The 22,417-nt window shown below is 46.3% G+C and carries 21 protein-coding genes; 20 read left to right on the forward strand and 1 reads right to left on the reverse strand.

The genetic code is table 11. From position 1 onward, the window contains the following. The first annotated feature begins 180 nt into the window (after window positions 1-180). The 4 genes from ACN0TT_RS17120 to ACN0TT_RS17135 all read left to right on the forward strand — a co-directional run bounded on the left by ACN0TT_RS17120 (window position 181) and on the right by ACN0TT_RS17135 (window position 5,806). A complete protein-coding gene (locus tag ACN0TT_RS17120) occupies window positions 181-861 on the forward strand; it encodes an ABC transporter ATP-binding protein (RefSeq protein WP_417763359.1) in 681 nt (226 codons plus the stop codon). Further along, window positions 854-3,385: an FtsX-like permease family protein gene (locus tag ACN0TT_RS17125; protein WP_417763360.1), complete on the forward strand. Its 2,532-nt coding sequence runs from the start codon at window positions 854-856 to the stop codon at window positions 3,383-3,385. The genes ACN0TT_RS17120 and ACN0TT_RS17125 overlap by 8 nt, the downstream gene beginning before the upstream one ends. Continuing rightward, window positions 3,385-4,494, forward strand: coding sequence for a lipocalin-like domain-containing protein (locus ACN0TT_RS17130; RefSeq protein WP_417763361.1), 1,110 nt, complete (start codon window positions 3,385-3,387; stop codon window positions 4,492-4,494). Before ACN0TT_RS17125 ends, ACN0TT_RS17130 begins: the two co-directional genes overlap by 1 nt. Before the next feature lie 331 nt (window positions 4,495-4,825). Beyond that, window positions 4,826-5,806 (forward strand): MDR family oxidoreductase, encoded by a 981-nt coding sequence (locus ACN0TT_RS17135; protein WP_417763362.1) that lies wholly within the window; start codon window positions 4,826-4,828, stop codon window positions 5,804-5,806. A 23-nt stretch (window positions 5,807-5,829) separates the two neighbouring features. Here the strand turns inward: ACN0TT_RS17135 and ACN0TT_RS17140 are convergent, their stop codons facing one another. Next, window positions 5,830-6,027 (reverse strand): hypothetical protein, encoded by a 198-nt coding sequence (locus ACN0TT_RS17140; RefSeq protein WP_417763363.1) that lies wholly within the window; start codon window positions 6,025-6,027, stop codon window positions 5,830-5,832. 794 nt (window positions 6,028-6,821) lie between these two features. On the opposite strand from ACN0TT_RS17140, the gene ACN0TT_RS17145 reads away from it, so the two are divergent. The 16 genes from ACN0TT_RS17145 to ACN0TT_RS17220 form a co-directional block, all read left to right on the forward strand. Further along, a complete protein-coding gene (locus tag ACN0TT_RS17145; protein WP_417763364.1) occupies window positions 6,822-7,100 on the forward strand; it encodes a Flp family type IVb pilin in 279 nt (92 codons plus the stop codon). A gap of 68 nt (window positions 7,101-7,168) precedes the next feature. After that, a complete protein-coding gene (locus tag ACN0TT_RS17150) occupies window positions 7,169-7,474 on the forward strand; it encodes a Flp family type IVb pilin (RefSeq protein WP_417763365.1) in 306 nt (101 codons plus the stop codon). Between the two features lie 56 nt (window positions 7,475-7,530). Then, window positions 7,531-8,907, forward strand: a complete 1,377-nt coding sequence (locus ACN0TT_RS17155; protein WP_417763366.1) for a hypothetical protein — start codon at window positions 7,531-7,533, stop codon at window positions 8,905-8,907. Beyond that, entirely contained in the window at window positions 8,904-9,788 is an 885-nt protein-coding gene (locus tag ACN0TT_RS17160) for a hypothetical protein (protein WP_417763367.1), read from the forward strand. The genes ACN0TT_RS17155 and ACN0TT_RS17160 overlap by 4 nt, the downstream gene beginning before the upstream one ends. Continuing rightward, complete coding sequence (locus tag ACN0TT_RS17165; protein ID WP_417763368.1) at window positions 9,785-10,462, forward strand: hypothetical protein; 678 nt, start codon at window positions 9,785-9,787, stop codon at window positions 10,460-10,462. Before ACN0TT_RS17160 ends, ACN0TT_RS17165 begins: the two co-directional genes overlap by 4 nt. 2 nt (window positions 10,463-10,464) lie before the next feature. Beyond that, entirely contained in the window at window positions 10,465-10,647 is a 183-nt protein-coding gene (locus ACN0TT_RS17170) for a hypothetical protein (RefSeq protein ID WP_417763369.1), read from the forward strand. A gap of 31 nt (window positions 10,648-10,678) precedes the next feature. Continuing rightward, window positions 10,679-11,578 carry a Flp pilus assembly protein CpaB gene (gene cpaB, locus ACN0TT_RS17175; RefSeq protein WP_417763370.1) on the forward strand — a complete coding sequence of 300 codons (900 nt, stop codon included), beginning with the start codon at window positions 10,679-10,681 and terminating at the stop codon, window positions 11,576-11,578. A gap of 14 nt (window positions 11,579-11,592) precedes the next feature. Then, on the forward strand, window positions 11,593-12,903 hold the full coding sequence (locus ACN0TT_RS17180) for a type II and III secretion system protein family protein (RefSeq protein ID WP_417763371.1): 1,311 nt from the start codon (window positions 11,593-11,595) through the stop codon (window positions 12,901-12,903). A 12-nt stretch (window positions 12,904-12,915) separates the two neighbouring features. Next, window positions 12,916-14,643, forward strand: coding sequence for an ATPase, T2SS/T4P/T4SS family (locus ACN0TT_RS17185; protein ID WP_417763372.1), 1,728 nt, complete (start codon window positions 12,916-12,918; stop codon window positions 14,641-14,643). Between the two features lies 1 nt (window position 14,644). Next, complete coding sequence (locus ACN0TT_RS17190) at window positions 14,645-15,496, forward strand: type II secretion system F family protein (protein ID WP_417763373.1); 852 nt, start codon at window positions 14,645-14,647, stop codon at window positions 15,494-15,496. A gap of 11 nt (window positions 15,497-15,507) precedes the next feature. Continuing rightward, window positions 15,508-16,371 carry a type II secretion system F family protein gene (locus ACN0TT_RS17195; RefSeq protein WP_417763374.1) on the forward strand — a complete coding sequence of 288 codons (864 nt, stop codon included), beginning with the start codon at window positions 15,508-15,510 and terminating at the stop codon, window positions 16,369-16,371. 3 nt (window positions 16,372-16,374) lie between these two features. Beyond that, window positions 16,375-16,719 (forward strand): DUF192 domain-containing protein, encoded by a 345-nt coding sequence (locus ACN0TT_RS17200; RefSeq protein ID WP_417763375.1) that lies wholly within the window; start codon window positions 16,375-16,377, stop codon window positions 16,717-16,719. After that, the gene (locus ACN0TT_RS17205) at window positions 16,707-17,192 is read left to right on the forward strand and encodes a tetratricopeptide repeat protein (RefSeq protein ID WP_417763376.1); all 486 of its coding nucleotides are present in this window, start codon (window positions 16,707-16,709) and stop codon (window positions 17,190-17,192) included. Before ACN0TT_RS17200 ends, ACN0TT_RS17205 begins: the two co-directional genes overlap by 13 nt. Further along, on the forward strand, window positions 17,189-17,878 hold the full coding sequence (locus tag ACN0TT_RS17210) for a pilus assembly protein (protein ID WP_417763377.1): 690 nt from the start codon (window positions 17,189-17,191) through the stop codon (window positions 17,876-17,878). Before ACN0TT_RS17205 ends, ACN0TT_RS17210 begins: the two co-directional genes overlap by 4 nt. Window positions 17,879-17,898: 20 nt before the next feature. Continuing rightward, window positions 17,899-22,047 carry an IPT/TIG domain-containing protein gene (locus ACN0TT_RS17215; RefSeq protein ID WP_417763378.1) on the forward strand — a complete coding sequence of 1,383 codons (4,149 nt, stop codon included), beginning with the start codon at window positions 17,899-17,901 and terminating at the stop codon, window positions 22,045-22,047. 54 nt (window positions 22,048-22,101) lie between these two features. Further along, on the forward strand, window positions 22,102-22,417 hold a 316-nt coding region (locus ACN0TT_RS17220; protein ID WP_417763379.1), incomplete at its 3' end, for a hypothetical protein.

Raw genomic sequence — 22,417 nt, forward strand, 5'->3', positions numbered from 1 at the left:
TACACAGTTTTTTATGATGCTGGGTGGAAATTTTGTTGTTAACGACTTGAGCTAATACACAAATTCAAACAATCAGTTAGCAGCATAATAGTTGTCCCCCGAAACAACGATAAGCCACCGCGGCTGATAAAAATTTTGCTAAGCTAGGGGCTGTCTCAGGGATTTCGCCCAAGGATTTTCATGCAACATTCGCAGCCCTCAACCATCGTCAATCTACAACAAGTCACAAAAGGCTTTGTTGATGGTGGTCAGTATCATCAAGTATTACATCAGCTTAATCTCAGCATTAATACTAGCGAAACCGTCGCGCTCACGGGGCCAAGCGGCAGCGGTAAAAGCACCCTACTCAATATTATTGGTGGTTTTGAGCAAGCCGATGACGGCCAACTACTACTGCTTGGTCAGAGCACGCAAGCGTGGGGCGACACGCAATGGAGCAGCTTTCGGCGACAATCTCTCGGCGTAGTATTCCAACAATTCAATCTACTAACTCCCTTGAACGTGCACGATAACATTTTGTTTCCGCTGAGTTTACTCGGACAAGGCTGGAATGATTGGTGTGACTACCTGCTGGAAAAACTGGGGATTGAAACCCTGCAACAGCGGGCGGTTGAACAGCTCTCTGGCGGCCAACAACAACGTGTCGCCATTGCCCGCGCCCTTGCCCACCAACCCGCGCTGCTACTGGCGGATGAGCCGACAGGTAACCTAGATGCCGCAGCAGGTGAAGAAGTCATGCAGTTACTGGTGAAACTCGCCGCCGATGCAGGCACCGCCATCTTGATGGTGACTCACAGTGACACCGCCGCCCAATATATGCAGCGACGCTGGCATTTAGATCAAGGCCAAATTTATGAATGATGGGCGCCTAAGTTGGCACGCGCTGCGCGTATATTTAGCGCACTACCGTCATGCACCGCTACAAGCTGGGGCGATTCTGCTAGGGGTGATTCTGGCGGTCACACTGTTAGTCGGGGTTAAAGCTACCAACGACAACGCGATCAACAGTTATCAACACGCGGGGGAAGCGCTAGGGCAACAAGCCAGCGCACTACTTTCTAGTAAAACTCGTAATGGCATGATTGATCAGCAACGTTACTTTGCCATGCGCCGTGCAGGCATTGATGCGTTGCCAGTCATCACTGGTAACGTCGATGATGCCGATGGCGAGCAGTGGGAGATCACCGGTAGTGATGTGGTTGCGGCGCTAGCCGCTGCAGGTGTTCACCAAGATCCAGCGTCAACCAATATCGATTTCTCGGCCATTCCGCTAGCGCGACTGCTCACTGGTGAACCGATTATTTTGATGAGTCACAGCCAATATCAAGCGCTAGGGTTTACAGCGCAATTCTCCCCAACTATCACGCTGGCAGGCACACAGCTTACGCCTATCGCACTGCCCGACAGCAGCAATTTAGGCCATCGGCTATTTGTTGACATTGGCCTAGCGCAGCAACTGTTACAGCAACCCAACAAGCTTAGCTATATCGCGCTGTTTGGCGGGCAAGCACAGCTCAAACAGCAACTAAGCGGTGCGGGCATCACCATTGATGACCTGTTATTGACCTTGCAAGACCACGGCCAAGCACTGACCGATTTAACCGCCAGTTTTCATCTCAACTTAAACGCCATGGCGCTGCTTGCGTTTCTGGTTGGACTATTCATCGCCTACAACGGTGTGCGATATAGCCTGATGAAACGGCAACGATTATTGATTCAACTGATGCAACAAGGCATCAGCCGACGGTCCATTATGTTGAGTCTCTTAGCTGAGTTGCTGCTATTGGTTGTCGTTGGTGCAGGCATTGGCTTTGTGCTGGCTTTGCAATTGAGCCAATGGCTACAACCTATGGTGGCGATGACACTTGAGCAGCTTTATGGCGCGACCCTACTGCCCGGACAATGGCACTGGCAGTGGCTGGCACAAGGGGCGGGATTAACTTTGTTCGCCGCCTTACTGGCCTGCGTACCTTTATACCGCACCTTAAGCCACGGCAGTTTGGCACAAGGGGGCAAACGTTATCTGCAAACCATGCAGCATCATCTCATCCAGCGGCGTCTATTTAAGTTGGGGTTAGTGCTACTTGGCCTCACCGCACTGGCTTACCCGTTCAGCCAGCAACATCAGCAAAGCCTTGCACTGCTGGGGCTGTTAACCTTGGCGATTCCGCTGTTGCTACCGCAGTTGTTGCAATGGAGCCTCAGCTGGCTAGTGCCATTCGCCAAAACTGGACTGTGGCGCTACGCCGTAGCAGAAAGCCGAGAACTGATCGCGCCATTGGGCTTAGCCATGATGGCCTTGGTGTTAGCACTGTGCGCCAATATCGCCATGAACAGTTTGGTTGGCAGCTTTGATTACACTCTACGCAGTTGGCTCAATGTGCGGCTGCATGCCGATCTCTATCTGCATCCAGGTGAAGACCGCGTGGCCGCTATTGCCGATTATATGCAGCAACATCATCCCCAGGTCATCCCCTTCTATCAATGGCAAGCAAGCTACTATGCCAAACAGCCTCAAGCTGGATTAGCGATCAATCTGGTGGGCCGTGATGCACTATCCATTGAAGAAACCACCGTATTTAAACAACCGAGTTCCACCGCTGCGCAACAAGCAGCGGTGAAACAGATGCTACAGGCTGACGCAATAGCGATGAGTGAACCATTGGCACTCAAGCTCAAACTGCATGTTGGTGACATATTACCCCTATGCGCCGATAGTCAGTGTCAGCAACCGCAGCCTTTTACCGTGGCCGCTATCTACTTTGACTATGGCAATCCCAAAGGGGAAGTGGTGGTGAGCGAACGCACATGGCAACAACTGCAACTGCCGCCGAAGCCGCTCGGCATCGCATTTGGGCAAGTGGCCGACGTTGATGCACTAACGCAAGAGTTACAGCAGCAGCTTGATCTCAATCCCGCGCAGATCTACAGCCAACAGAAGATCCGTACCACGGCTATCACCATGTTTAATAAAACCTTTAGCATTACGCTGGTACTCAACACCTTAACCTTATTGGTCGCCGCTATCGGCTTGTTTAGCGCAGTGTTGATGATGACTCAATCGCGCCAAGCGCCGCTAGCGATGCTACGGGCACTCGGTGTTGAGCAGAAACAGCTGTGGTTGATGTTATTGCTACAAATCTGTTTAGTGGTGCTGTTGACCAGCCTCATCGCCCTACCGCTCGGCGCCTTGCTCGGCTTTTTGCTCATCCACAAAGTGACCCTGCAAGCATTTGGTTGGACTATTCCCATGTTATGGGATTGGGTGGCTTACGGGCGCGTGGTGTTGCTATCACTACTCTGCTGCATTGTGGCGGTATTGCTGCCGCTGTATTGGCAAAGCCGCCGTTCGTTAGTGTCCTCGCTACAACAGGAGGTGTTGTAATGAACCGCGGGTTAATTGCCTTACCGTTACTGCTCTTGAGCGGTTGCGAACAGCCGACAACCTCAACACCCGCCATGGGGCAACTTATGGGACGTGGTGCGAGCGATTACGCGCAAGTGGTGCCCAATCGCCCGCTCCATTTTCCCGCAGATCATTTGGCTCACCCACAATTTAGGCAGGAGTGGTGGTATCTCACCGCTAACTTGACGACCGAAAGCGGTGAGCCACTCGGCCTACAATGGACGCAATTCCGCATCGCGCTCGGTAGCCAACCCCCAAATAATCCTTCACCGTGGGCCAGCAACCAATTGTGGATGACTCATGCCGCGCTCACTTTTGCCAATAGCCATCAAACGGCGGAGCGTTGGAGCCGCGACATTCGTACTAACGACAGCCCAGCAGGGGTCAGTGGTATGCCCCTAACAGTGTGGAACGATAACTGGCGCTGGCAAGCCAGTGCCACAGCCGACAGCAGCAACCCAAATCAAGGCTTATTACCGGCACGCTTACAGGTAACCGACGCCAAGTTGTCCTATGATTTGCAGCTCACTAGCTATGCGCCGCTGGTGCAACAGGGTGATGACGGCTACAGCGTAAAAAGTGCGGATGGCAAAGTGGCCTCTTATTACTACTCACAGCCGTTTATTCATGTCAGCGGTAAAGTGAAGCGCGATGGCGAGTGGCTTAATGTCAAAGGTGATGCATGGCTTGATCGCGAGTGGAGCTCTGAGTTTCTTACTCGCCAGCAACAAGGTTGGGATTGGTTTGCCATTCGGCTAGAGGATGGCTCGGCGCTGATGCTATTTCAACTGCGCGCCACCGCTGGCGAAGCACCGTTCTATAGCGGCAAACGTATGTGGCCAGATGGTCGGCAACGGCCACTATCTTCGGCACAAATCACTATGCAACCAACAGCTTGGCATAATGTGGCAGGCAGCCGTTACCCGATAGTTTGGCAGCTCAACTTGCCAAGTGAACAGTTAGCACTGCAGATAACGGCACTCAACAACGAAGCCCGCATGCCATTATCCGTCAGCTATTGGGAAGGGCCGATTCGCGTCAGCGGTACCCAAAATGGCAGCGGCTATTTAGAGCTAACGGGGTATTAGTCCACAAGGCCACGGCAGCAATAGTCTCACGTCGTGGCTCTGCTCTGCTCTGCTCTGCTCTGCTCTGCTCTGCTCTGCTCTGCTCTGCTCTGCTCTGCTCTGCTCTGCTCTGCTCTGCTCTGCAGCTCGAGACTCGCACCCCGTGACTCAAAACTCAACTCTCGCAACTCGCAACTCAGACATACTGTGACACCCAGCCAGCGCCGTCGATACTAAATGTGCGTGGCCACACATTTTAATCACTCGGCTAAAGTCGAGGTTTATTGGCGCTAGCCGCTCACGTAAGGTGGATGGTTAAACGCAGTCGTTTATCGGTCGTAAAGGAGCACACATGTATACCGCATTGATACTTGAGCAGCACGATGGCAACACCCAAGCCAGCATCGGCAACATCACTGAAGCGCAACTACCTGTTGGCGATGTCACCGTGAAAGTCAGCCACAGTTCGTTGAACTACAAAGATGGCTTAGCCATTACCGGCACGGGCAAGATTATTCGCCAGTTTCCCATGGTACCCGGTATTGATTTTGCGGGTGAGGTATTACATTCCGACCATCCACGTTTTCTGGTAGGCGACTCGGTGATCCTGACTGGTTGGGGCGTAGGTGAAACGCATTGGGGCGGTATGGCAGAAGTTGCTCGAGTGCAAGGGGAATGGCTAGTACCAATGCCAAATAACTGCGATGGCGCCAAAGCCATGCTCATTGGTACTGCTGGGCTTACCGCCATGTTATGTGTGCAAGCCATACTCGATGCGCACGTGCCAACAGATGCAGGTGAAGTTTTAGTCACTGGCGCCAGTGGCGGCGTTGGCAGCACTGCGGTAACTCTGCTAGCGCAATTGGGCTATCAAGTATGCGCTAGCACTGGCCGAGTAGCGCAAAACCAACAGCTCCTCACTGATCTTGGTGCTAGCAGCGTGATTGACCGCGCCGAGTTAGACCGTCCCGCCAAACCGCTGGAAAAACAGCGCTGGGCCGCGGTAGTCGATACCGTAGGTAATCAAGTACTGGCTACCGCCCTCGCTCAAATCCAATATGGCGGAGTTGCCACAATTTGTGGTTTAGCCGGGGGGGCCGCCTTGCCGACCACGGTCATGCCATTTATTCTGCGTAATGTCAGCCTGCTAGGCATCGACTCTGTTAACTGCCCAATCCCACAACGCGAACAAGCGTGGGACAATCTGCTCAAACTGCTGCCTGATAGCTTCTATCAACAAGCAGGTACCACCATTTCCCTAGAGCAAGTTCCCGAATACGCCGCCCGTATCGTTAACGGCGCCGTGACAGGCAGAACATTGATCAAGCTGTAACCGCTAACCCGAACGAAATGCGACTAGCTGTTGTCGGTGTGCTCAATGGGAAACCATAATCGCCAACAGCTAGCCTCAACACTCAGACCTTGGCTAATACCGCAATGCGATGTTTTCCCCGTCACCACAAGACGTAACATGCGGCCTGTTGCGCGGTGCATGTGGTAAAACGCCCCCGCTTCGCGCAGTGCCAATAGTTTGTATACTGTTGCACGGTACATGTGCTAAAGCGCCCATCATCCTAGGTAAGCCTCGGCTTATATACATGGCTCATATCTCGATAAAGCTTAGAAAATTTCTACGTACTAAACGCCTGACTGGAAAGCATGCAGCTCGAATGATATGAATTGAACGCTGGACCTATTAACAAGTGAAATAAGATCCACAGCGTCAATTAAGTCGCATTGAATTAATTCAGATTTCCTGAGAATACAAAATGGCTACGGATAATATAAAAATGAGTAAAACAGGCAGTTTTAACGGCCGCACATCCTGTTAAGGATTAACTAATAATACTTTCCTACTAGAGTCTCCCACAAATATACCGACTCCATATTCACCACAGTTACATCATTCTTAGAATAATTGATTAGCGCGTTACGAAAAGCCAAAAAATGCCATTAGTCAAAAAAACACCACATTCATAACACTCCTACAAAAAAATGACACCACATATGGACAAAAAGGAATAAAAGTCTCTTATTACACACACTCATAAATACATTTTATTAACAAATAAAAAACCTAAAAAAACATATCTAGATAATCTAATTGATAAAAATCAATATAGACACAATAAAAATTCTATTTATAAGCAAATACCAAATCAAAAGTAATACATTGTTTAATAACATAATTTTTATATCCATATATATTATAGCTTAAAAGTGACCAGTTTAAATTCCAAAATAGAATAAAAAACAGCCTCACTTGTTATTGACATATTAAGCTAATTCTAGAAAATTTAACGTCACGATAACTAAGGAATGTTTTTTATCAGGGAGAGATAAACATTATGTTAATACGTAGAATTCGCGGCCAAGGAATGACCGAGTATATTATCATCGTGGCTCTAATTGCTGTTTCTGCCATAGGCGTATACAGCTTTTTCGGCCAAACAATACGTAACCAAGTAGCAGGTCTTTCAAGTGAAATGTCAGGGACAAGCGCTAATGATTCCATCAGTGCAGCCAAAACATCAGCTGAATCAGCAAATAGCACAGCCAATCAGAATTACAATCTAGGAAATTATGATAAAGGCGCAAATAGTGCTAGTGGAAGTAGCAGCAACTAATCATTAAAAATGGCGGGACTGGATATTTTTCAGTCCCTACCGTCATATTTTCACGGGTTAAAACCTCTATGAAACATCAATTAGGCCAAGGAATGACCGAGTACATAATCATTGTTGCACTAATCGCAGTAGCAGCAATCGGTGTGTACAGTTTTTTTGGACAAACCATTCGTAATCAAGTTGCTGGGCTATCTAGCGAAATGTCCGGCCAAAGTGCTAGTGACTCTATTAGTGCTGCACAAAGCTCAGCCTCAAATGCTAACTCAACCGCAAACGCTCAATATAACTTGGGTAACTACGATAAAGGCGCTAATGGCGCTAGCGGGGGAACAGCTGGCTCTGGCGGCGATTCAAGTAACTCGAAAACTGACTAATTAAAACGGATTTAATTTAAAAACAACACTTCGATAGATATCCAAGGAGTAGGAATATGCTATCGCGTCAGCGGGGACAAGCGCTGGTGTTGTCGTTAATACTCATGGCCTTTACTTTGATGGCTGTGCTGTTTGCGTTCAATACCTATCAGCTTAATAATCAAGGCACTAAGCTGCAGCACACTGCGGATAATACCGCCTACAGCTTGGCACAATTTGCCAGTCGCGACCTAAATTTTAAGGCTTATACCAACCGCGCATCGGTAGCTAATCAGGTTGCGGTCGCTCAACTGGTAGGTCTGTCATCTTGGTTCAGCATGGCAAAGACCTTTACCGAGAATGCTGACCGAGTACTGCGGCCTGTGCCCTATGTCAACATTGTCGTCGCGGCGATTGCTAGGGCCGTAGCGATCGTTGATCGCGTGATGCAACCCGCATTAGAAATCGCACAAATTGCTGAAACTGCAGTATTAATCGCATTGAGTGGCGCGCAGGATGTGTTTCATTTTGCAGGATTTACCGCCGCCCTAGAGTCAGGCGGAAAAATAACTGCAGCCAATGACCCCGATACCAAACTGCAGCTGGTACAGAATTTCATGTTATTGAACCGACTCAAAGATTTTTGGTTCAGTTATCAAACCCTGCAATACCGCAACGGCGACGATACTAGTAGCCAATATCAAGATTTCAAGAAAGTCATCGCCGATTCACGAGATCCATTCACCAAACGACGTAGCTATGACCTGATCAAATTAGATTTGGGCTTAGTTAAATTTTCCTTGAGCAAAGCAGGTGGTAGCACATTAGTCGATAACGATGGTGGCGAACAGCCTGAATCGTGGACAGCCATGGACACTATTTCACTACATACATCCAATTGGAGTTGTGGCTGGCATGGTTGTGGTTGGCGTCATCGCGAGAGGGAAACTGGCTGGGGCGCTACGTCGTCTGATAGTCGCGCAGATATGGACGCTATATCCAGTAGACAATACTGGGGGGAAAGTCGCGATATTAATACCCGCGCTTCACGTAAAGCTGATGATGAACAAAAAGACTACCGTGGTTACATGGGTGTCATGCCTTTTTACTCACTGAGTAGTGAACAACAACACAGCAATAGCTTTGACAACATAGTGGTGGTAATCACCAAGGAGCAACAAAAGCTACACACCACCAGCTCTATCTCTGCCAGTGAAGCAAACATCAACCCTGCTACGCAGGAACATCTAGGGCAAGACCGCTTAGCCGCCATGGGCGCAGCCAAAGTGTACTACTCTCGCCCGCGCGACCTTATGCAAAACAGCATCAATTGGGCACGTAGTGATAACAAAATGGAGTACGGCAATCTCTATAACCCATTTTGGCAAGTGCGCTTGAGTGCTGCGACCGACGCGGAAAAAACCGCCGTATTAACGTTGAGCCAGCTCATATGATGAGTTTATTTTCATGGCGGCAACAACAGGGACAAGCACTGGCGGAAAGTGTTATTGGTTTAAGCTTTGCCATTATCCCCTTGCTATTGCTGGTGCCATTAATGGGCAAAATTGCAGGAGTGCAACATCGCGCCATTGAAGCAGCGCAATACAGCGCTTGGGAACGTACTGTATGGCGAGTTAGTGCACCTCCAAATAACAGCAGTGGTAACGGTGCCAATGTGGCAATCCGCGCACAAACACGTATCGCACAAGATTTACCACAACGCTTCTATGCTAAAGACGGCCAAATACTTACGAGTGAACAGCCATCCAATAGCGAGCCTTGGAATTGGGATCGTGACAGCCATCCGCTATTACAGGCGCAATGGCAGCAGGATAACGACAACAGCAGCCTGTTCAAAAATCCAAACCAACAGCAAAGCGCCAATAGCAACTCGTCACCTCGCCTGCTGACCAACGAATCAGCGGGGAAGGTCCCAGGTACCGCTAATAGTATCGTTAGCGGAGCGCTTAGTTTATTAAACATGACGGGATTTACGCTTAAGCAAGATCAGTATTATCGCACCAATGTCAGCTCACCGTTGGTACGTTACTACATGGCACCGTTCGACGAGATAGATATTGTCCCTCATGGCTCCGCAGCATTGTTAGCATCGGGTTGGAATGCAAACGGCGGTCGTCATGTGCGCAAACAAGTGAGCGAATTAGTACCTTTAAGACTGTTTGATAATAGTGCGATAGAAGTGTTGCAAATTGGCGCAGGTTTTATTGCGCAAGAACTAGACCCTAGCTCACTTAAATTTGGTCATATCGATGAAAATGCGCTTCCCGCTAACAAACTGTGTACTTATGGCACGGCAAACTGCGGAGAACAATGATGTATCGAATTTTTTTCCTTTTAACGCTGTTGCTTTGTGGTAAATCTCTGGCGGCACAAAACTGGCCAAATGTGGAATTTCCTAAAAACGCCACTGTAGAAATAGTGGCAGACAATATGAACTTCAACGGCATACCAATGCGTACTTGGGCAGTCACAGATCAGCAAACATCCCCGATGCTAACCGCAGCCTTTTTCAGACAACAATGGAAAGACAGCAGTATTAAGTTCGATGAACAGAAATTTGGTAATGACTTCATTATTAATAGCTTGCAGCCACCCTATTTGCTAACCGCAAGGATTAAACCGCAATTAAAAGGCGTATTGGTTTATGTGGGTATCAGTAAAAATGAAGCAGTCACTGCCAATGCTAATTCGCTAGCATTTCCGACGCTTGCCAGCAGCACAGTGTTATCAGATATACGCAGCCAAGATCTATTCAAAAGAGGCCGAACTTTGCTGCTCAGGAGTGGCAGCGATATCGGCAGTGCCTATCGCTATTACTACAACTATTTTGTGGGACAAGGATGGACCGTAAGCGGCGACATATTAGACGTTACCGCAGGCAAAGGAGCCTTAATGCTGAGTAGTGGCAGTAGTACGGTCGATATTACGTTTAATCGCATGGCCGGACATGTATCGATTGTTGCCAACTTATCAGCAGATGGAGGCTAACTATGACCAAAATTCAACGAGGACAAGCCAGTATTGAATATCTGGTGGTATGTGGCGCTATCGTCGCCGCACTATTTACCCCAATAACTAACGATCAAAACGTCATGCAAATTTGTATAGAGGCATTGCGTCATTGGTACAGCGCGTTTTCCTTTGCTAAGTCATTGCCAACGCTACCATTTTAACAATCATTCGCGCCAAGATAAGGAAATTTAGATGCGAATCAAATCACTAGACCTAAACTGGGTGTTACTCATAGTCGCGCTGTTGATTGGCGTTATCGCGGCATGGGCAACCAAGAATTACTTTGCCACCCGCGAACAGCAACTTCGCGATGAACTCTCCGGCAATCACATCCAAATGATGGATGTACTCGTGGCCAAAATGCCACTTAACATCGGCGACGTGATCTCTGAACAAAATATGTCAGTTCGTAGTGTGCCAGCAGATGTAATGCCGATGACCGCCTTGAGCCCCAATAACTTTGGCGATGTTGTTGGTAGAGTTTTGGTCGAGCCTATGGGAGGGGGACGCCCATTACTAACAAGCTACGTGCAAGGTACTGGAGCGGTACATTTTTCCGACCTGTTGGAACCGGGTCAGCGGGCGGTGACCATTGATGTTGATGCGATCAGCTCTAACGCAGGCATGTTGGTTCCTTCTGATCGCGTCGACGTGTTACTACAGTATCAAGAACAAACTGACGCAGAAAACTCCTCAGGTACTAGCGGAAGCAATAACCAAAAGAAACTGGAGCTTTTGTTAGCCAACGCCAAAGTCTTAGCCACTGGCAAGCGCAGTATTGATGTGCCCGATGAATTAGCCACACAGATGTTTGACAATCCAACCGAATACAACACTGTCACCTTAGCGTTATCACTCAAAGATGCGGCACGAGTTTCACTAGCCAAGAGTAAAGGAAGTTTAGTCACGCTACTGCGTAACGCCACTGAAGACTTACCTATTGAATTTCAATCACTTTATCAAAGTGAGATCTTTGCAAAAAATCTAACTCAACAAAAGGTAGAAATCATCACCGGTGGCGGTCAAGTGAAAACCACCTATCAGCGTTATCCGATTAACGCTGTTTCTCTCAACCAAAACGCTAATAAATAAGCTTGAGAATCAGTATGAAAACTAAGATTTTATTTCTGTTTGCCGTATGTTTTTTTTCGCTGCAAGTAATGGCCCATAACAACCATCAAATACAGTTATATGTCGGCGCTGTTGAATTGTACAAAGCCAATAATGTTGAACGTATTGTCGTCGGTAACGGTAAAGTGATGAGTGCCAAAGTGATTGATGACAAAGGTGTGTTATTGATTGGTGATAGCGCTGGTTTATCTGACCTACAGCTATGGCAAAAAGATGGCAAACTAATAAAGTTGTCTGTAGTAGTCACTCAAGACAACCCCTTCAAAACCAGTCTACAACTCAAAGAATTACTTTCAGGCTTCCCTCATCTCAGCGTTACGGAGGCCAACAACTTGATTATCCTGCGTGGCAAAGTTTCAGAAGAACGCAAACAAGCGCTGGAACAGATCATCAAATTAGCACCGGACATCGTCAACTTAGTGGAGTACACCCCCTATGCCGACGAACTGAAACCGATGGTGAAAATGGAAGTTAAGATCGTCGAGTTCAATAAACAAAGACTGAAAGATATCGGCGTACAATGGGAAACGGTGGCGGATGGCCCAGTCTATGGCGTAGCTAAAGGGTTTACGACTAATCAATTGTTTTCATTAACAGGCACTTCCGCATCAAGTTATGCCGAAACTATTTCAGACGCAATTTCAGACAACATTGGCGTCTTAGATAATCGTGGTTGGAGCTATTTTGGTATCGTCAGCGGCCTTGGATCGCAGATCAATTTGTTACAACAAAAAGGCGATGCTCGCATCCTGTCAGAACCGAATCTCACCACTCGCTCTGGCACTCCAGCAAGTTTTCTCTCTGGTGGTGAATACCCAATTGAAACGACCTCCGGCCTCGGCGCCAGCAATGTCGAATTTAAGCAATACGGTATTCAATTAGATATCGAACCATACGTCGATGCTTCCGGCAACATTACCAGTAACGTCAAGGCCGAAGTCAGCTCCATCGATCCATCGGTTGCCAGCGCGAACGGTACCCCCGGGGTACTCACACGCCGCACTGAATCGGTTATTAACGTCAAAGATAACGAAACCATGGTGATCTCTGGTTTAGTCAACAGCGAGATGTCAAAAACCATCTACAAGTTTCCACTGCTGGGTGATATCCCCATTCTCGGCGAACTCTTCAAATCACGCGACTTTCGAGAAAACAAAACTGAGCTAGTAATCTTTGTGACCCCGCACGTCATCTATTCCGGGCAAACCAATGATGAGCAGCTAGCTAGAGGCCGTCAGATGGTGGATGAAGCCAAAGACATTGAGCCGTTCTACATTCTGGACTAAGGGAGAAGCAGTATGTTCAGCATTGTAGTTAATACCACTAAAGGTACAAATGTTGGTGAATTTCAGTGTGTTGGCTATGAATGCAGCATTGGCAAGGACACCGACCATCTGATTGTGTTACGCGGCTTAAAAGTAGCGCGTACTCATGCCATTGCCTACCAAACAGCTGATGGTTTGTTTATCAAAGACAGCGGCAGCCGCACCGGTATTAAGCTTAACGGCAATCGCTGCCAGCAAGCAGGGCCACTTTCAGCCAATGACGAAGTGCAAGTTGGTGATTATCTATTACGACTACAGGAAAAAGACAGTCGTGCCACATTAGGCGAAGCCCCCGTGGCAATTCCCGCTAGTGCAAATGCCACCATCAACACTATAAATTGCAGCACGACTTCACCAACAGTGGCCACTACTGACTCTGCTACAGAAAAAGCCCCAAAGGCCAATGTGCACACCGCACAACAATTAGAAGAGATTAACTTTCGTAATACGTGGCGCCGCAAGGTGCATAAAGAACTACTAACACAGATGGATTTGCGCCGCGTCAATGTTAATGAGATGAGCGATGAAGAGTTACGCGAACGCAGTGGCACACTGATCCGACAAATTGTCCAACAAATAAAACTCCCTACCAGTATTGAGCCTGAAGCATTAATTGAGGAAGTGCTGGATGAGACCATCGGTCTAGGGCCATTAGAGGGGCTACTTGCCGATCCTGCCGTGTCAGAAATCATGGTAAATAGTCATGACCAGATCTTCTATGAAAAAGCAGGTCAGCTTTATTTATCAGATATCTCCTTCTCCGATGACCAAGCTGTGCTGGGTGCCATTGAACGGATTGTGACCCCCATTGGCCGCAGAATCGATGAAGGTTCACCTATGGTGGATGCACGTCTGAAAGATGGTTCTCGTGTCAACGCTATCATTCCTCCATTAGCGCTAAAAGGGCCATGTATCACCATCCGTAAATTTATGCAGCAAAGGCTGGAGTGCAGTGATTTAGTCAAGTTTGGCTCAATGAGCCAAACTATGGCGCAATTTCTTGAGATAGCGGTAAAGCAAAAGCGCAACATTATTATCTCGGGCGGTACAGGGTCAGGTAAAACCACTTTACTTAACGTGCTGTCTAACTTTATCCCGAAAAATGAACGTATTATCACCGTAGAAGATGCGGCGGAACTGCAGTTAAATCAGCCAAATCTGGTGTCATTAGAAGCCAAGCCAGCCAACCAAGAAGGCAAAGGAGCGGTGGAAATTCGTGACTTAGTAAAAAACTGCCTGCGTATGCGGCCCGACCGAGTAGTTGTAGGTGAGTGCCGGGGTAGTGAAGCGCTCGATATGCTACAGGCGATGAATACTGGCCATGATGGCTCACTTACCACAGCTCACTCCAACTCTCCCCGGGATTGTATATCTCGTCTAGAAGTCATGGTGATGATGGCGGGGATGGATCTGCCAGCCAAGGCTATACGTGAACAGATATCCTCGGCTATCAACATCATTGTGCAGCAATCACGTTTTGCCGATGGTTCTCGCCGAATCTCCAGCATATGTGAAGTGACTGGACTTGAGGGAAATACGGTTCAGCTCTCTGAAATTTTTAAGTTTCAACAAACTGGATTTAATGAGCAAGGCAAGGTGCAAGGCTTCTTTACTGCCAGCGGTGCAATTCCAGAGTTTTACGAACAACTGCGCCGAGATGGTATTCAAGTCGACTTAAGCATCTTTCAACGGGAGGAGTAGCATGGACGATATTCTGTTTATTCTCTGCTGTACCTTTATTTCAGTAGTGTTATTGGTCTGGTCGCTACGTCACCTATCCGCTCGCTGGGCCAAAATCTACCAAGAGCGGTTTACCGTCAATGCAAAAGTCAACTTGGCTGAAATGTTCATGTTCATTGAGCCACAACAGCTGTTCATCATTAACATTGTCACTATCCTTACTGGCCCGTTACTAATTTGGTTAGTGGTCGGCTCTTGGACCTTAGGCATCATTATCAGCGTCATTTTGGCATTCCTGCCACGTTTTGCTTACCGCTTTTTACATGCACGTCGTCGTCGCAAGTTTGTGCACCAGTTACCGGATGGTCTCAATATGATCGCCACATCAATGCAATCAGGAGCCAACTTGAACACCGCCATTGAAACTATGGCCGATGAGATGGATGCGCCAATCAAACACGAGTTTCATCTCTTTTTACGCGAACAACGCTTAGGCGTGGAATTCAATACAGCTATGGACAACATGTTTCAACGAATCCCCGAAGAAGAGTTTCAGTTAGTTGTATCCGGCATGCAGATTTCACGAGATGTTGGAGGCAACTTAGCGGAAGTACTTTCTCGTTTATCCGACACATTACGTCGCAAGATTGAGATGGAGGGCAAAATCAATTCATTGACAGCACAAGGACGTCTTCAAGGCATTGTAATGACCGCAATGCCAATATTTATCGCCATAGTGCTGTATCAGATGGAGCCACAAACCATGGGGCGATTGATATCTGAACCTATGGGCTGGGCGGTGATAGTCATTGCCTCACTAATGCTGATTTGCGGCTATATGTCGATCCGTAAAATTGTATCGATTGATGTGTAGGAGGCTGAACTATGGTCAACATTATTGTCACTTGTTTCGCCTTGGCATTGGTATTACTGCTAATTAGCTGCCATCGCATTTATCAAAGTGTACCTACAGATAACCGCGAGTTTATGGATCCACTATCACCAGGGCTTAAGGCCATTTGGCCCTTGGTTAGACTGTTAGCCTTTTATATTAGTGAAAAACTCAGTGTCGACTATTTAGAACGAATTTCCAAAAAGCTTCAGGTGTCAGGACTGTCGTACATCATGACCGCGGAGCAATATTTTGCCATCCGCATTCTAAGTACCTTGTTCGCTATCGGACTAACCCTCAGTGCATGTGTGATGTTAGATGACGTTAACCTGCGCTACCTACTGATTGCTGGCATCTTCGGTTACTTTCTGCCCATGATGACGCTGAACGATCTGCGTAAAAAACGCGAAATTGCCATTGTTCGGGTGCTGCCGGTATATCTCGACTACCTAACCCTTGCCATTGAGGCTGGTCTCAACATGTCTGGCGCACTCACTCAAGCGGTTGAGCGTGGCCCAAATGGCCCACTTAAAATCGAGTTTGAAAAGGTGATCCGCGATATGCGTGCTGGCATGTCCCGCGCTCAATCCTTTCGCAATATGGCAGAACGAGTACAGATAACTGAACTCAACAGTTTGGTTAGCTCACTAGCACAAGCCGAACGAACAGGGGCTAGCCTAGGCGGTACCTTAAGGATCCAAGCCGACCAACGCCGCGTTGAACGCTTTCAAAAAGCCGAGAAAAAAGCCCTCGAAGCGCCAGTGAAACTCATTTTTCCGCTAATCGTGTTCATTTTTCCGGTGACCTTTCTCATTTTGGCATTTCCAATTGCCATGAAAATTATGTACGAGATGTAAGTCATGTTAGTTCGCGCATTACAACTCAATGACGGCCAGCAATTGCCACAAGTATTTTTGGCCAATACGCCTTGGTTACGGCTACGCGGTTTGCTTGGTAGACCGCGACTTACCCGTGAGCAAGGCATGTTGATCAGTCCTTGCAATGCGGTTCACACCATGGGCATGAGCTATGCCATTGATGTGGTCTACCTCAACGAACAACTGCAAATACTCAAGATTGCCAAACAGCTAAAACCATGGCGTAGCAGTGCTTGCAAGGGAGCCAAATATACGTTGGAACTTGCTAGTGGCAGCGCTGAACATTATCAAATCACCACGGGAGACACGTTGTTATGGGCCAACTAATAGCCATTATTTTGCTACTGCTGACCATCACCGGGTGTGCAGCCAGTAACCCACATCAAGCCCACGTCGAACAGGAAATTCACCCCAATATTATGGCGCTGCAAACCCAAGCTGAGGTGGCCTATAAAAAAGCCATGCTAGGGCAAGCAGAAAGCCTATACATGCAAGTTCTAGCAATGGCGCCAGACTATGCTGACGGCTGGTTTCGCTTAGGTAATATCTACACGCGCACTGGCCGACAAGAGGCAGCAATCAACGCCTACATGCGTTGTATACAACAAGCACCACAACACCAAAAAGCTTGGTACAACATGAGCTTAGTGCGTATTAAACAAGCTACTGAAGTATTAGAAACTGCGCAACGACAGGGCAACAGCAATACCGCAGTAGGCCAGCAGATTAATGCTCTAGAACAAGTGTTAGTCAAGCTGCAAGCAACCCCACAACAACAGCAAAATCGGGTAGCTGAATGATGCGATCGCTACGTAGCTATCAATGTGGCCAAAGCATGTTTGAGTTCAACATGTCACTGCCGTTTTTGACGCCAATCATACTGGTAGTGATGATGCTAGTAGTGCAATGGGCATTTCTATTTTCCGCAAAAAGTACGTTGGATGCAGCAACTGTTAAAGCCGTGCGTGAAGGTGCAATCAACTATGGCAGTATGAGTGCTATCAACCGCGGCTTAACCGAGGGCATGATGCCACTCTACAACCACGGTACTGGAATCGGTGACATAGTCAGTGCTTATACTCGGGCACGCACAGCCGTTGGACTACTTGGTCGAGTCACCATTCTCAACCCAAATGAGGAAGTGTTTAATAAGTTTAAGGTGGAAATCTACTACGGACGAGACCGTCACCAAGAAATCCCCAACGATAACTTAATGTACCGTTCAACCGCACTAACTCAGCTCTCAGATGAACGTCAGATCAACCTACAAGACGCTAACTTGCTACAAATCGAAGTGCAATGGTGCCAAAAAATGGTGGTGCCTTTTGCCAACTCAGTAATTGAGAATGTGGTCTCTTCAGGACTGCTTTTTAATCCCTCCGCTCAACAACTGCGCTGCAACGCTTTAGGGCAAGCCAGTGGAGATAAATATCTGGCTATGACATCCCAAGGACTGATGCGGATGCAAACGCCTTTTCGCCAATAATTTTCGTAAGGACATGATAAATGACGAATAAAAAATACTTAGCATTACTACTTACCGCAGCCCTTGCTACAGCAGCCTGTAATGGTGATTTAGATGAAACAGACCCCAATGGCAGCGATGTAACCGTTCCGGATACTGGCAACAACGGTAACGGCGGAGACAACGGTGGCACTGATAATGGTGATGAAGGTGGTGGCTCAGATAATGGTGACTCTGGCCCACATGTAGGCACTTGGGAAAATCCTGATGAAGACGGCGATGGCGTCCCTGATGAACTTGATGACTTTCCTTTTGATCCCAGTCGCGGCCGACTGCCTACCATTGAAGAAGAAGAGTTCAACAATAACGTTGGTCAAGCCAATATCATCGATAGCATTCCAGCCCGTATTAGCGGGGTTATTGATAAAGAAGTAGACATTGATGATTTTAAAATCTCGATTAGCCAAGCCCAAGTGGAAGCACAAAAATACATCAGTGTAGTGCTTTTCAAAGATGACCCAAAGTTTACCCCTATTCTTACGATATTGGATGACAATGGTAGTGTCGTACAGTCATCAGCATTGGCAATTGATACTACCGGTCGTATCGGAGCAACGATTTTCTTTCTTCCCAAAACTGTTGGCAATTACAACATCAGCGTTTCGGATAAGTATGCCAATGGTGCAGATAGCTTTACCTACACCATTGACGTATTTCTTGATCAAGACCGCGATGGTGTAGCTGATGAACAAGAGCTCGCCTTGGGGATGGATCCTGAGTTGCAAGATACTGACGGAGATGGAATATTAGATGGTAATGAATACCACGTATTTATCAACCAAACAGAGCGCCTGCTCGACGCCGACAACGATGGAATACCTAACTGGCTGGATGATGACAGCGATGGTGATGGCATTCCAGACCGTGTCGAAGGTACCGGTAATCAAGACGCCGACCTACTACCCAACTTTGTTGATCCCGACAGTGATAATGATGGAATTAACGATAGTATTGATCAGCTAGGGATTGATACAGATAGCGACCATATCGCCAATTACGCCGATGTGGACGATGATGGCGATTTATTGATTGATAGTAATGATCCAGATCCACTGACGCCACTAATACTTAATAGCAATGTCACTCTGTCAGCAACTAGCTTTACCACCAATAACGGTGACGATTTAGTTAACCAAGCAATGGCTTACCTACCGCTAACCATTTCAGGAAAAAACCTGCCAGAAAGCGATGTTTTTGTCGTTTTAAGTAAACGTGGAAATAACGGCCAGCCCGTAAATATTAAAGCGACCCCAATTGATAGCAATAAACTTGAAATAGTAATACCTGATTTTGCCAATATTGCATTAGGAGGTGAAGAATTTGATCTATTTGTGGTCGCAGACGGCAAGCGCACCAATGAATTGCGAGTTAAATTACTCGATAACAATACACCTATGCTTTATAAACTATCTCCCACCAATGCCGCACCAGGTGATACGATTACGGTAACCGGTGAGCACTTCGTTAGCGGTACAAAAATCAATTGGGGAATCCAAAATATATCACTAAATGTTACATCACAATATTCGGCACAATTTACCGTGCCTGATGATGCCGTTAGCGGCCAAGCCTATTTATCTAATCAATATGGAGAGTCACGTTATCTCAACCTTTGGATAGGTAGAAACGTCGCGTTAAACATTACGGTTCCGAATGAATATCAAAATCTCACGGGACCATTCCATGTATCATACATAGCAGAAGCATATACTAACTTGGCAGACATTGATGGTACTGACTATCGGTTTGAAGCTTCATCACCTGACACAGTGCTAGTCAGTAATAGTGATAATGTCATTATTTTACGAGCCATCATTATGCCGTCAGACACAAGTGTTACATTAACTCTTGATTCAACCATAGAAGCAATGGCTCTCACTGGTTATCTTTATAACAAAACTGAACAACAAATTCGTGAAGCCCGTGATCAATTACCGACTATAGATGCCTACCAACAACTAGCTAGCTACGTGCGTAATGGTATTAATGATCCAGAAAAAACTTTTGCTATTAACAACCTTGACGTTGCAGGGTTGATTTATGAAATTCAGCAGGTACTAAAAAAAAATAGCCAAACAAATGATCCAAATTATCTCCAATCAATGAAAAAATGGCGAAAAAATGCATCCAATAAAGGGTTAGCTAATGTAAACACTGATGATCTTCGCCCAACAATTTCACCATCAGAATCCCAGGACGGTATTAAAGTGGAACCCACTCGAGGCTCAATTAGCGAGCTTTTTTCCTATGATGGTTATACGGAAGTACAAAACAGCACCCAGATGTATTTGAGTACAGCTGTTTATAGAATTAATGCAGACTTAAGCATCGACTCATCTCCCGTTGTCGGCATCGATCCAACAAACAGTAGTAAAAGCAAAAGCTATCATCACGTTACATCGTTAATAGACCGAAACATGATAGCACCTGTAGCTTTCTCCCCTTTTTCTATCGCTCTATGGTCACAAGACGAGCAGATAGCGGCTTGTCAATACCAAGACTGTATGGTTGAAGTAATTACTCCAGGTTCACAAGGTGACATACTACTTGATGATTCAAAAGTAACCGCTGCAAAAGCCATTTTTTGGCGCAACCTTATAGATCGATGTTTATGGCAAAGTTTTCAAGCAATAACAAATATCATTGCATCTACCAAGAAAAATGATAGCAGTGGTATTGACCCTAACGGATATATAGTTAAAGAAGGTAAAAATAAAATACATATCTCTGAGATCATTATGGCCACCCAAGTTAGCAAAGGGTTGGCAGATGCAGTTAATAAAGCTTTTGAAGATGGCAGCGTTACAACAACGGAAATGAACGATATTATTAGTGAACTAAACAGTATTGTTAAAAATGAAGTAGATACTATTTTAACTGAACAGCATTTAGGTCCACTACTTTCTGAGATTTTTAAGGCTGCGGGTTATGACCTAGACTCACTTATGAAAGATGTGCGTAACGCAATTATCACAAAAATAGCTGAAGCATTTATTCCCATCTATAGTCAACTGAAAGAAATTTACACCGTTCTTGATGCAATTAGCTCAGGCTTAAATGCTGCAGAGGCGTGGTATAACTTATTCACACTCAAACAACATTATGATTACCGTATAAATTGGGGGATGCACTTACTAAAAATGGAGCCAGGATTATTAAGCCTAGATGACTACTCTACATTTATTACAGTAACTGGAACCGGAATTTGTCCAGCCCACAGTATTTTTGGTAACCCAGTCTATCCAGAGATATATTTCAAAGATGAGACAACAGGAAACGATGAAGAATTAACGATTGAAAACGATGGAAATTTAGATGATTCCTATATAGTTAATGATTCTTGTACACAAGCCACCTTCTATTTTCCACCTTCACTCTATCAAAAAATGCAAGCGGACTCCAAAGTATCATTAGAGTTTCGTTTTGAAGATGATATAGCAAATACAGTCACAGAAAATACCTCACCACAGTATCTAACCTTTGGTCGTGGTTTAGCTATAGGCAGTGTAAATCCTCAGCCGGCTATGATTGGACAGGAGATGACAATTAGTGGCCTAGGTTTCTCCGAACACATTGACGGCAACAAAGTGTTCTTTGTCGATAAATTTAATAATCGTGTACTGGCGGACGTCCATAACGCAAGTACCAGCAAGTTAACGGTAAAGGTGCCGGAAAATGCAGTGAGTGGCAAACTCTATGTTGAAGTTGGCGAACAGAGTACAGAAACCAATGTAACCATCAGTGCCACTAAACTCATTTTCACCTTTGGTGACAATGGTAATGAAGCTGATGACAGTTTTGAAGTTCGTTTAAATGATAACGTCATCGATGAGTCAACAGCCGGACAACGTCGACGAACAAAAGAACTCACCGTAGCTCCAGGGGAAGCCGATATTGATCTTTATGGCATAACAGTGCCGGACGCACGTGCTACCTATTACATATGCTTTTCTAACAATGTAGAAGTACTCACAGGGGATACTTCAGCACGTGTTGACTTTGACCCTGGTACTCAGTTTAAAGCCTCATTACGTATTAAGATCAACGCAACAGAAGCCTCGGCACCTATTAATTGTCAATACCTAAACGAAAATGACCCTCAGCAGGTAAAAATTCTTTGGCAGGAATAAAACTACCAGCCATTTAATCATTTATTGTTAGTAAGTTAACTAAAAGGACGTCTAATGAAACTATCTACAATGCTTACCAGTAGTTTGCTATTACTGGTTACAAATACCCAAGCTAGCGAGATCAACTTTGCCTTTAATGCTACCGATAACCAAGATCCTATCTTCATTGAAAAATGCCTCGCTTATAAACAAGCCCTAGTCGATGGCGATAAACAAAAACTATTGAGTTTTGTCGATCCTAAATTGCAAGAAAAATTTGGAGAGCGTTTACAAAACGTGATAGATAAAATGATAGCGAAAAGGAAGAATAAGATGCAGCGGGCGGATTACGAGCTCGATTACATACGTATTGTAAAGATGGAAAACATGA

It is taken from the genome of Shewanella sp., assembly GCF_048265805.1.
Lineage (GTDB): Bacteria > Pseudomonadota > Gammaproteobacteria > Enterobacterales > Shewanellaceae > Shewanella.